Source organism: Trichococcus patagoniensis (assembly GCF_003051085.1).
GTDB classification, from domain to species: domain Bacteria; phylum Bacillota; class Bacilli; order Lactobacillales; family Aerococcaceae; genus Trichococcus; species Trichococcus patagoniensis.
The window spans coordinates 1-12,746 of the sequence record NZ_QAOM01000022.1; the positions used below are offsets into that span (position 1 = coordinate 1).

At 42.7% G+C, this 12,746-nt stretch carries 10 protein-coding genes; all 10 read right to left on the bottom strand.

All coding sequences use genetic code 11. From position 1 onward, the window contains the following. Positions 1 to 76 precede the first annotated feature (76 nt). Positions 77 to 346: a hypothetical protein gene (locus C8U37_RS12520; RefSeq protein WP_108033558.1), complete on the bottom strand. Its 270-nt coding sequence runs from the start codon at positions 344 to 346 to the stop codon at positions 77 to 79. An 86-nt stretch (positions 347 to 432) separates the two neighbouring features. Continuing rightward, positions 433 to 957 carry a flavodoxin domain-containing protein gene (locus tag C8U37_RS12525; RefSeq protein ID WP_108033559.1) on the bottom strand — a complete coding sequence of 175 codons (525 nt, stop codon included), beginning with the start codon at positions 955 to 957 and terminating at the stop codon, positions 433 to 435. A 335-nt stretch (positions 958 to 1,292) separates the two neighbouring features. Beyond that, positions 1,293 to 2,561 (bottom strand): RidA family protein, encoded by a 1,269-nt coding sequence (locus tag C8U37_RS12530; protein ID WP_108033560.1) that lies wholly within the window; start codon positions 2,559 to 2,561, stop codon positions 1,293 to 1,295. Between the two features lie 357 nt (positions 2,562 to 2,918). Further along, positions 2,919 to 4,436 (bottom strand): MFS transporter, encoded by a 1,518-nt coding sequence (locus tag C8U37_RS12535; RefSeq protein ID WP_108033561.1) that lies wholly within the window; start codon positions 4,434 to 4,436, stop codon positions 2,919 to 2,921. 683 nt (positions 4,437 to 5,119) lie between these two features. Beyond that, positions 5,120 to 6,304, bottom strand: coding sequence for a hypothetical protein (locus C8U37_RS12540; protein WP_108033562.1), 1,185 nt, complete (start codon positions 6,302 to 6,304; stop codon positions 5,120 to 5,122). Positions 6,305 to 6,360: 56 nt separating this feature from the next. Continuing rightward, positions 6,361 to 7,788 (bottom strand): YlbE family protein, encoded by a 1,428-nt coding sequence (locus tag C8U37_RS12545; protein ID WP_108033563.1) that lies wholly within the window; start codon positions 7,786 to 7,788, stop codon positions 6,361 to 6,363. Positions 7,789 to 7,792: 4 nt separating this feature from the next. After that, positions 7,793 to 9,334, bottom strand: a complete 1,542-nt coding sequence (fdrA, locus tag C8U37_RS12550; RefSeq protein WP_108033564.1) for an acyl-CoA synthetase FdrA — start codon at positions 9,332 to 9,334, stop codon at positions 7,793 to 7,795. Then, complete coding sequence (locus tag C8U37_RS14710) at positions 9,312 to 10,160, bottom strand: oxamate carbamoyltransferase subunit AllH family protein (protein ID WP_245879842.1); 849 nt, start codon at positions 10,158 to 10,160, stop codon at positions 9,312 to 9,314. The genes fdrA and C8U37_RS14710 overlap by 23 nt, the downstream gene beginning before the upstream one ends. Positions 10,161 to 10,361: 201 nt before the next feature. Beyond that, positions 10,362 to 11,450 carry an ankyrin repeat domain-containing protein gene (locus C8U37_RS12560; protein WP_108033565.1) on the bottom strand — a complete coding sequence of 363 codons (1,089 nt, stop codon included), beginning with the start codon at positions 11,448 to 11,450 and terminating at the stop codon, positions 10,362 to 10,364. Between the two features lie 60 nt (positions 11,451 to 11,510). After that, positions 11,511 to 12,737 carry an amidohydrolase gene (locus C8U37_RS12565; RefSeq protein ID WP_245879843.1) on the bottom strand — a complete coding sequence of 409 codons (1,227 nt, stop codon included), beginning with the start codon at positions 12,735 to 12,737 and terminating at the stop codon, positions 11,511 to 11,513. Positions 12,738 to 12,746: the final 9 nt, after the last annotated feature.

Below are 12,746 nucleotides of genomic sequence, written 5' to 3' on the forward strand. Positions count from 1 at the left end.
ATCCTCCTTCCAACACAAAACAAAAGCGAGAATGCACAATTGAATGCATTCTCGCTTTTTTCAGATGTCAAGTCGCTTAAGTTAATGACATTGTCTCATCAATTGCTCGCTCATAGTAAGAATCTTGATTCTTGAAAATCATAACAATAATAGAAATAATTAAGAAAGTGTATATAATGCTCCAAATACTAAAAGTTGAAGGTGCGGGTGTGATTAGAGTTGGATACATATCAGAAACTTCTTTTTGTGAAAGACCGTTGATGACACCAAAAGCACCCATGCCATTTACGATTAATGTGAAAATCAATAAAATTGCGTTGATCCATGATTTTGTTTTAAGTTTCATTTTCTTCTCCTCCATTTGTCACAATTATGATTCAGCTATTGAGCAATATTCTTTTGCTAATTTCACATTTACTTTAGTTATGCTTCTTATGAGATATCAGATTTTTGAACAAAGGCAAGAATAGGTTCAATGTGTTTTTTGTCGACATAATTAGTCGGATGATAAAATCCTTCAAGAATAGCTTTCTGCTCTTCAGTTTTGTTTTTTTTCATTTCCAGGACTTTTCTGAACACGTTTAACATACTTTTAAATAGTCCTTGCACTTTTGAAAAATCAACACCTCCGGGCAGATAAAAAAACTTGTGAAATGCCAACTGTTCTTCCGTAAAATTGTTCCTCTTGATTACCTCAATATCTTCTCGTACATTGTTGTTACCCGCACAGGCAAAAATAATAATGGACTTGTCTTCAAACCATTTCAGGACTTTTTTGATTTGATTCATCTTGCCTATGTATACACCCGTTCCAAAAATTATGTTCTGATATTCGTTGATCTCCTCTTTTTTAAACTCCGAAAATTCTCTGATTTCCCAATGAAGTGCTTCAGCAATCCAAGTCGCATACTGAAAAGTATTTCCATATCTGCTTTTGTATAAAACTATATTCTTCATTTTTTCAGCCCTTTCATTACTTATTTTATCTACTATATAAGTTGTGAATTAAAGGATTGACGTAATCTTTCCGATCAGAATACTTAGGGGCATACCAGAAGGGCGTTCTTTATTTGTGAGAGCGCATCTTGTTAGTGCCTCCTCATCAAATTAAAGCTAGATTCTATACTAGTATTATACCGCATCTGATTAAATAAAAATGTCTATAATGACTAAATTCGGTTAACTTTGGCTAGTCAGTAATTATTGTGCAGCCTTTGCAGAGTCTAAGTAGTCCGCTAAAATTAAAAAACAGCCGGATCTCCGCGAAAAATCGCGGAGTATCCGGCTGTTTTTTAAGCTATTGGAGGTGTTCCTTCAGCGTTTGATACAACTGCATCGATCTGGACTAAAGCATCCATAGGCAGCGCTGCAACCGCAACGGTTGTCCGGGCAGGGATACCGCTTGGGAAAAAGGTTGTATAAACTTCATCTACAGCTGCCATATCAGCATAATTTTTAAGAAGTACGGTTACTTTGACCACATCGTCCATCGCATGATCGATACTTTCTACAATTGCCTTGATATTTTTCAAGCACTGTTCGGCTTGCTCTTTTACGCCACCGACCACCAATTTACCAGATTGTGGGTCCAATGGTAATTGGGCGGATAGATGGTTGTAGTGAGAGAAAGCGACAGTCTGTGTAGACAGTGCATTTTTTGGTGCATTTTCCGTATTTCTTGCTTCTATGATAAGTCCGTGTCTGTCTTCTACTGCTTGCGGAGGTGTACCATCTCCGTGTGACACTACCGCTTCGATTTGTACCAAAGCATCCAGCGGTAATCCTGACGCCGCAACGATTGTCCGGGCTGGGACATAAGCTACGGCTCTGGCGATCGCTGAGTCCGGGAAAAAGGTTGTATAAACTTCATTCACGGCTTCCATATCCGATAGGTCTTTAAGGAAGATATTGATTTTAACGATATCGTCAAAAGGAACATCGATACTTTCCAAAATCGCCTTGATATTCTTTAAGCACTGCCCAGCCTGCTCTTTCACACCACCGGCTACCACGCTGCCAGATTGTGGATCCAGCGGCAATTGCGCGGATAGATGATTGTAGTGAGAAAAAGCTACCGATTGTGCAGATAGCGGACTTCTTGGCGCATTCGACGTATTATTTGTAACCTTGATGAGATCGCCTGCTTGCGGTGCGTTCGGTATGGTGCCTTCACCGTGTGAAACGAGTGCTTCAATCTGCACCAAAGCATCCATAGGCAAAGCTGAAACTGCAACGGTTGTCCGCGCAGGAAGAACATTTGGGAAGAAGCTTGTGCAAACTTCATCTACAGCATCCATATCGGCACTGTTTTTAAGGAAGATAGTGACGGCAACCACGTCATCCATAACATGGTCAACACTTTCCACAATTGCCTTGATATTTTTCATGCACTGTTCGGCTTGCTCTTTTGCACCACCGACGACCAATTTACCCGATTGTGGGTCCAACGGTAATTGCGCGGATAGATGGTTATAGTGAGAGAAAGCTACCGATTGTGTTGATAGAGAACTTTTTGGTGCATTTTCCGTATTTCTTGCCAGTACTGCGTTGTAGCCACTCATTATAATTGTATCCCCTTTTAGATATATTTTTCTTGAGTCAGCAACCGATAAAGCGGTTACCACAGCTTCAACTATAGCAAGCTAGCTTTGTATTGAGTATGTGTACCTTGTGCGTTTTTTGAAGCAATCTGTACAATAGGCACAAAATCAGGAATCCATACAAGCAACAATGAATCGAACTACACTGGAGAACGCAGAAGATTTGAATGGCTAATAAATCCGGCCTGGGCGTAAACAACCACGGCGCATAGCACACTGCCGCCACGCAAAAAAGAAGATCGGCAGCGCCAACCAAATCCATGGTCAGTGCTGCCGATCTTTTTGTATACGTTTCCTTAGAACGGAAAGCTCGTTGCCTTAGTCATTCAGTACAGGGACTGTTTCAGGCATTACTTCTGGCATTGCACCGGCACCATCGTTTGAATCTGATTGTTTCATTTCTGCAATTTTGATTTGAACGCGTTCCATGGCTTCTTTGTCCAATGGATAGAATTTCATGAACGCCAACGCGATGAGTGTACCAACCAAAGGCAACACGGAAATCATGACGATACCGGCGATACGCAATTGTGGCGAAAGTGGTGTGTCAGCAGTTGGATAAGCTTGCGCAAATCCCACAGCGGCCAGGATCCAACCAATCGACATTGGTGCAAAGGAGGATGCCACTGAGTCAGTCAAGGAGAACATGGTGCTCAACATACCGGAAACATAACGTCCGGATACACTTGTTTCGTAGTCGGAGACATCCGCTGCCATTGTCAATGCCAAGCCTGACGGTGTGGAAGTGAAGCCTTTCGCACAAGCAAAAACGACTGTGAAGGCAACTGTCCATAATGACAAGTTAGAGAAGCTCAAATCGCCTGGGTTTGCAAAGAACAGCAAGCCGCCCAACAGCGCCAAGGAAATGACGGCACCTTGCAAGTAACGGACGTAGGAGTAACGCAACCCTCTTTTTTGAGCGATTGTCGCTGCAAAAGTTGTGAACAAAAGGTTAGGCAAAATCAGCACTAACGAGATTGTTCCGGATAGACCAAAGTTACCGAAGATGATACCGAAGAGGATCATCAATACAACTTGATCGCCGAACATTTGCGCATTGAATTTCACAAAAGCTGCCGCCATCGTCAGCATTTGCAAAGGCTTGTTGCCTTTAACGATTTGCCAGTAATCCTTGAACGATGTCTTGGTCGTTTTTTCACCGATACCGAAGAATTGTTTGTTGTCTTTTTGGGCAATACCAATGATCGCCAGAATGCCGAGGATCGCTGAGATGACCATGATTCCCGGAATGAATACTTTGAAGAATTCCGGTGTGAAGCCGCCGTATTTTGGCACCATCAGGTTGGCCACGACGATTTGGCCACCAGTGAACATTAAAGTCGTTACCCAGCCATCAACGATATTGAAGATCGGACGTTGCTTCGGATCGTTTGTCAAAGCAGCTTGACCGGCTTTTGTAACCGTCGCTTGCAAGGAATAACCGATCTTATGCACAACTAATGCTAACAAGAATACCGGAATTTTCATTCCTTCGCCCAAACCATGAATATTGAATAACACCAAGAATGAAAGAACAGTAATAAGATTGCCTAAAACCATAATGGGACGATACTTGCCGAATTTGGTGTCTGTTTTGTCGATCAAAACACCGATAGCTGGGTCAATAACCCCATCAAAGATACGGATGTAACCCATGATTTGACTTACGAATAGTGCGGTCAACCCTACAAGACCTGTGGAATAATAGGTGACAAAACCAAAAGCGAACAAATAAATATTTGTTGATGAGTTATTCAGAGTGAACAACACGATCTGCCATAGTTTTGCGCGGTTGTAATTCGTTTCGCTTAAAGACGCTGAAGCATTCTTTGACATAAAAATCCCCTCCATGATATGAAATTTTGAACTTACGAAGCCGAGTGGTTGTATCGCATTATGGAACTGCGTTTCTTTTACAAGCAAGCGTAATCATTTAAATAAAACTCGGTTGTAAGAACTAAGGAAAGAATACCATCAAATGGTAAACGGTTACAATCTTTTTATTGTTAATACTTTGTGAACGCTGTCATACATTTCTGGATAAGCGCGCCAAGACGGCATTTATTGCTGAGTTGAACACTTCTGTAAGATGGTCTGACGCCATTCGGGACTGCTTTGGTAAGGATTTTTTCAAATCCACTCTTGACACATACACTTTCACATATGCTCTTGGAAAAATGGATGAAAAAAGAGTCTAAATCAAATTTAAAGCCTTCTGCATTCATATTATTAATCAAGAAACGGGCAAGGACGTCCTTGAAGGAGATACCGTACACGTTACCTTAATTGAAAATGCTCCCACCACAAATCACAGGCATGGGTATTGTACAAGTTGAACGAGTAGCCAATCAGTAGTAGTCTTTCTCTCTATAAAAACGATAAATACCCCGTCCTTTTAATCCCCAACATAAATAGCCGGACAATTTGCGTTTCCTGCGCAAGTCATCCGGCTATTTATATCCTATATTTTCAGTCTATGTCTAATCTCAGCGTACGCGTAGCATGTCTGCTGTTTCGGACTACAAAAAAATTTCAAAGCTATTCAAAATAGCTGAGACCAGAATGGTAACGATCGTCATCCCAGAAACAAATCCTACTGCGCCAGGCATATAATTCGGCAGTCGTTTTGCCAGATAGCTTCCTACAGGTGCAGCCATCATTCCAGATAGGACGGCCGCTGCAACGGAAATCCAGATACCTCCACCCATCATCAAAATGATGCCGGGTACCGTACTCACTAAAGGCATAAATGTAGGATACCATCCGTCTTCAGCATATCGCTTACGATACAACAAAATCCCTACTGATGAAGCGATCATTTGTCCCATCAAAATTTCAGGGACGAGTCCAGATCCGTTCGTAATATGATTAATATTGATGAGCCAGTCGGTGATGACACCCACGATGACAAAAATACCAATCAGCTCATTCCCGTAAAACCATGCTTCCGAAAAATCAGCTAAGGTACGACGGATAGACCATAAAAAAGTCTCCGTATCCTCTTGCCTCATCGGTAAATTTGCTCGTTCCAGGGCAATTTTTGCAGTACTTGGCTTCATCCAAGGCAATTGATGACAGATGATCGATACAACAAAACCCACAAAAGCCATAGTCGCGATATTGGAGACCATACCCGGGATATGCAGCGTGGGCATGATGTATTGGTTCATCCAATGGGCAAACGGGAATGTAAATAATGAACTCAAGATAGAAATGGTGAATAATTTTCTCCAGCCCGGTCCATAGACAATCGTTAATGCAGGAGGCGTTCCAACTACTACGATAAATGTGGGCAACCACATGACGTCCTCCGAAAAAAAGCGGACAAAATTAAATACATAGACCGTCAGAAACAATGACAGCACTTGGGACGCAAACACCCAAGGCCATGTTCCCGAACCTGCAGTAATACCGAATCCTTGCCATTTTGAATTCTTTTTATATAGAAGCCATGCCAGGCAAGCACCGATAATCAGAAACAGTGTTGTAAAAATACCCCCATAAAATTCTCCTTCTGTAAAATTCATGAAGAAATAAACAGTCTTATAAAAATAGCTGTCATTGACTCTCGAGACCACATCATTATAGGAGTAAAAATCTGTGCTGTTTCTAATATTCACCAGAGAAAAATATAATATAAAACTTGTCGCAATTTTAACAATAAAGGCCAGTAACGGGCCTGTTTTTATATTTTTGGTGTCCATATATTCTCTCCAAATCAGAACCACTCAAGACGCATCCTGAGCGGTTCCATTTATTTTCAGTGAATTTTTGCTGCTAATGCTACCAAAGCTTCTTTAAAAACATTCATTGGAGGATTTGTCAGACCTGCCCCAATCATGCCAACACCTGGATCTTTATGAGCGATAGCGGTATTGATGATCGGCAACATGCCTGTTTCCATTACTTTCAGCACATCAATCCCTGATGGAATCCCCATGAAATTCAATACCGGAATGGTAATGTTTGGATTTTCTGCGGTCGTAATTTCTTTCATTTCTCTTGAATAATTCAATGCTTCGGCAACTGTCCCCCCAACTAATGGAACAATCGCTGGCGCTGCCGCCATAGCAAATCCCCCAATACCATAGGTTTCAGTGATTGCACTATCCCCCATATCCAATCCAGCATCCGCTTGGGTGTAACCGGCAAACATTGGCCCAATGACTCGTTGTGCTGGGCCTGTGAACCAGTTGTTTCCGCCGATACCGCTGACCCGAATTCCGAACTCCACGCCATTCCGGCACATTGTCGTAACAAGGGTACTGTTCTCAACGTTATGACCTGCATCCAACGCGCACTTGGCTGCCCCCATCCATGTAGGACCCGAGAAGTAATCTGAGCTTGCGATAAATTCAAAAACTTCTTTCATTTGTTCTTTTGTGAAATCCGTTTGTACAATGTAAGGTGTTAAGGCTTGCACGAGCAACGTGGTTCCCGCCACATTACGGTTATGACATTCATCTCCCATATGTAAGGCTTGTGAAAGCATCAAGCGTAGATCAATGCCTTTTGGACATAATTTCATCGCATCATGCAGCATAGGACCCATGACATCCCTCATCCAGACCAAGCGATCGATCACAGTTTGATCATTAGCCCCAAAACGCAACACTTTCGCAAGCTGCTCGCTCAAGTTTGTGTAGGCGATATTACCGTATGTTTCGTTTTTAATGATATGGACGTACATGCTTGCTGATGTCACGCCCGCCATCGAACCTACTGCGTCGTGTTCATGACAAGGCGAGAAGATAATCTCACCCGAACGCGCAACTTTATCTGCTTCTTCCAAATCAGACGCCAAGCCTTCGAAAACAATGGCACCTTGGATCGCTCCTTGCATCGGGCCGCACATGTCTGCGTACGCTATTGGCGGTCCTGCGTGCAGGATGGTATTTTTAGTCATATTCGGCATAACGTTGAGTGCCTTATCATATCCAACTAAAACGGGTTTCGATTGGATAATACGGGAGACGGCCTCTTCATTTGCTTTTTGGATTTTCTCAAGTGTCCCTGGTTCGTTCAACCGATCCAATAATTTCAACAACTCCGCGTCTCCTCCTGCCGGCGGTGCCCAATTTACTTGATGAGATTCAATCCCTTGCTTTTTGAGATCTTCGTTAATAAATTCGATGCCCACGTTGACTGTGTTTACTTTTGACTGAAACAATTCATTTCTCTTTGTCATATTTTTACGCTCCTTTGATGAATGTTTTTGCAGCTTCGCACAATTGATAATTACTATCCACAACGATCACGCCTAATTGTTCAAGCTTTTCCCGTTGTTCGAAGACATCTTGAGGATCCTTTTCGGTCCCTAGAACATACCCAATAATCGCCAATTCTCTGCCATCTTCCTTGGCAATGGCTCTCGCCTCCTTGATCGCATTCTCCAAGGCGCCCACAGGATCTTCATGGGATCCATAACCGAGCTCAAAATCCAAAACAATTGCAGCTACTTCTGGATCATTCGCTTCTTGAATCAGACGAGAGATACGAGACGTTGGGTCGATCATCGGATGCGGTCGTCCTTCAGTAAAGGTATCATCACCGAAGTCAATCAAGGTATTTCCTTGGCTGACATTCAGATCCGTTAACTGCCCTTCTTCAAACTTACTGATATTGCTGTAAACGCTTACCGAACTGTCCATCAGCGCATACAGCAATTCATCGCAGAGCGTTCCCCCACAAAATAGCCCCCTGATATACTTTTGAGACTCTTTTTGATTCTTGGCGATCTGTTGTAGCTCGCTTGCAGTCGGATCCGGGAAAAGCACGGTCTCTTGCGGTTCCATTTGGCTAAATGGAATGACTTTTTCGACCGCATCCAAAGAATTTTTGGCATAAGTCACATGTGATAGGGCGGAATCGGTTTGTTCACTTCCAATAAAGTAAATCACTACCGGCTTAGAAGTGTTTTTTAATTTTTCAAGAATTTTATGTTCCACTTCTTTTGCAGGTGGTTTCGAAATCAATAAGATAGCTTTTGTTTGTTCATCGGTCATAAGCGCGTCAATTCCGTCCAACATCATAATGCCACCGATTTCGCTGGACAAATCACGTCCACCCGTGCCGATCAGTTGGGATACACCGAATCCCTTTTTATGAATTTGTACACTGACTTCTTGACTCCCGGTTCCGGACGCGCCGACAATCCCGATGTCTCCTGCGCGGACTTCATTCGCAAAACATAAACCAACACCGTTGATGATGGCCGTTCCGCAGTCAGGTCCCATCATGAAGAGTCCTTTCTCATGTGCTTTTTGTTTTAATAGCAACTCTTCTTCGATGCTCACATTATCACTAAATAACATAACGTGTTTATCCTGATCTAAGGCTTTATTTACTTCACGATAGGCAAACTTCCCGTTGACTGAAATAACGACAATGTTTGCATCCGGATTTTCATTCAGCGCTGAATCCAGCGTTTTATAGCTCAGGTCTTTGGAGGATGCTTCTTTTTTCTTTTCAAAAAGCGTCTCCACTTCTGCTAAGACTGCTTCAGGATCGGCTTCGTCCACTAAATCCAAAACAATCATTAAATCTCCTGTTGTCACTTCATCCAGATCGGCTGTATACAAGCCTACATTCCGGATGACTTCAATATTCATATCTGTCCCCATGCCGATCATTGCCGCCTTAACGGAGTCCAATTCGTTCGCGCGGGTTGAGATTGTCATTAATGTCACTGAATCAAAATAAGTACTTTTCTTAATTACTGTTTGAATAGCCATATTCAAACTCCTCTCCAAATAATTTTAGTCCAAAAACAATCCCCCATAAAATATCACTGCCGGATGTCGATCCCACCTGTTTCAAATCATGTATTGCTTTCGTTATCCCCTGTTCTTCACCTTTCGATGCAGCAATAAAGATGTTTTGAATGGTTTGCGAGAAGCGTCCCTCCACTGCTTCCCGGATCTCCGCGTAACTTACGGCATTTGTTTTTGATTTCGCACTATCTTTTAGTTGCAAATAAAAAGAAGGAAAAGATTTCTTCGCATATAGACTGGCAAAGAGTCCCGTTATAAAATCATCTCCGGTAGGTGTCAACCCGATACCGAGTCCTAAAATCCGCAATAACTGCTGATAGGCTAATTCTTTTTCATTTCTCAGCCAACAGTTTTTAAATCCATCCATTTCAACTACAATTTTTTCCCTTGCATAATGATCCATTGGGTTGATTACGGGTATTTTTTCACTGGATTGAGCAGTGGCTTGACCTTTTTCGAAAATCCCCAAAAATACAGCGCTTTCATTTTCTGGCAAAAAAATAATCGGCAGACATTCAAATGCAGCTTCCTTTTCAAGTCTATACGTGCGACTTGGATTTTCAGCGATCAATTCGCTAGCTCGGATACCAATGAAATCGTGTTCGAACCATTCCAAACTATCGCAATCAAAAAGAATGGTGAGCGGTGCCCTATCCAGCCTTCGTGTAGCGACGGTCAATAAAATTTCATTATTTATTCCAAAGTTTATGCTGTTCTTAAAGGTGTGCATTCTTTCCAACCGCTGATCCTCTAACCGAATCGGTATTTGTTTATCGAAGGTATGCACTCTGATAACGGTTCCTCCTTTCAATTTATTAACTACTCATAATATAACCCAAATTTTTAAAAATAAAATGGACACTCCTTACAATAAAAAGTGACTTTTTCTGGTTACTTTAACCAACAGCGTCCAATGCCGGGTAAAGCAGAAGCTTTTATCCCGGCATCCGGCGGTTCCGTTTTTTTCAAATCATTTTTATTCGTGTACCTATTTTTTGCTCATCAAGCGGTTCATTTGTTCCTCGAACAAAGGATTTTGAGGCATAATGACTTTGGCTTGGCTGAGTACTTCTATTGCAGCTGCTGTATTCCCAAGACTCTTCAGACTGTTCGCCTTGTGGAACAGATAGTCTACCCGATTGGGCAATTCATCCAACAATTGATCCGTTTCTTCTATGGCTTCCTCATGGCGTCCTAACTTCCTCAAGAAGTTGGTCTTATGGTAGCGAAGAAATTCGCTGTTGGTCGAACGGACTCCCCCGTCCAAATAGTCTAGCGCTTTTTCCGGGTTGTCTCTTTTATTTTCTAAATTTGCTAAATAAAAGGCAAACTGACGGTCCAATGCAAGTCCTTCGGAATAATAAAAAGCGCTGGCGGAATAGTCTTTGATCATTTCAAATGTGTAGCCCAAGAAAAATAATTTTTGAGTATCATCCGGTAACGGAGCGATCTGTTTTAGTGCTTCAAAATACTTCTCTGCCCGCAATAACGCGCGCACATCTGCATAACCATCTGAATACGGCTTCTTTAAAATAGCCAACACCTTCGTCTGGTGAAGTTCCTCTGCGTAATCCAGTGCATTTTTTCCTGAAAAATCTGCTATTGTTACATCTGCTTGTGCCCGCAGCAGTTCAAGAATGATTTCCTGGTATAAAAAGCCACCATCTCCGAGAATAACGGCTTCCAGGAGAGCCGTCCAACCGAGACGATTGACATGATCAACCGGCACCCCCGCACGAATGGCTGCTTGCACTACTTTTAGATAGCCTTTTTCACTGGATGGCAACAGCGCGGTCCCGCCAAACTGATTCGTCTGCGTTACTTGCGGCTGATAAGCGAGCAGCAATTGAAAGACATCTGAAAAACCATTGGCCGCTGCCGCAATGAAGGGCGATAGTTGGTCTCTATTCTTTTGATTGGGACTGAAACCGGCATTCAAGCACGCAGCCGTAAGCAAAAGATCATTTTTTTGCACTGCATGCATGAGCGGGCTTTGCCCATGCTCATCGATACTGTCCAATGGCGTCTTCTTTAAAATGTTTAGTGCTTCTTGTATTTTATGATTATTTGCTGTCATATTTTCCCCTTCTTCCCAATAGACGTACTGTTTATTAAGGATTGTATATTTTGCCTTTGTTTATAAGGATTGTATATTTTGCCTTTGTTTATAAGGATTGTATATTTTGCCTTTGTTTATAAGGATTCTTTCTTGCGATTGCGGAGCTCTAGCAACAGCTTCAGCACTACATGACGCATTCAGTAAAACAAAACTCGCTTCATCGCCGACTTTGGGCCACTGATAGACTGACTCCTGATCAAGAGGCGTCACACCTTCCGTAATGTACGCGAGGCTTTCGCGCAGTTTTCTTTCGGTGGTCTTGCCTGTGTACTCACAAAATTCTTTTACCCGTTCTAGCACATCGCCCGATCCATACGGACCCCATGAGTCATAAAAGCCATCACACCCCATCCCGACAAAAACACCCGCTTCGGTCAGAAGATCGATAGGGATCAGTTTTCTTTGCAGACTGATGGGAACCGTCGTCAAGATTTGAACATTGTTATCCTTCAAACGTTTTGCAAACGCCCGTTGTTTGCTTTCGCCGATACCATTTAACCCAAACGCATGACTAAAACTCGTTTTCCCTCTGTATCCCTGCTGTTCCACCATCCGCAGCCAATGATCCATTGTATAATACCCTAAATGACCAGAATCGTGGAGATGAAAATCCACATCACTTTGGTATTCTTTTGCGATATCCATCGTTAATTGTAAGGACGCTTCGATATTTTTATCGATCCCACCTGGATCCAGCGCGCCCAGCATCGTGGCACCTGATTGTAAGGCTTGCCTCAATAAGTCGGGCACTTCCGCATGCCGTAACAGACCGTGCTGCGGAAAGGCAACAATATCATAGGTGACGTACTCCTTGTATTTGTCTAAGGCTTTTTTGACGCCTTTCAGATTTTCCAAGCGAATAAACGGATCAATATTCACATGTGTCCGAATATGATTCACACCATTTTTCAGATGCCGTTCGATCATGGTTTGTGCACGCTGCTCTATTGTTTTTGCTAGCTCCGTCAATTCTGCTGCTTCCATTTCTAAGCGGTGATCCAGGTTTTTGGAAGGACGGCTTGCTTTCCATTCTAAGGACAGATAAGTCTTATCCAGATGATTGTGTAGCTCCTTAAATGCCGGTAGAGCCAATTTTTGCTTGGCGTCAAAACCTTCTCCGTCGGGTTGCCTGTTCTCGGCAGCACTGATTTCAACAACTTGTCCTTGCTCATCCACTTTCAGATGGAAAAGACCGGTCTCTGTCTGCACTCTGCCGTAAGAATCCATACTTTCTCCCGTTTCCAACCGAACATT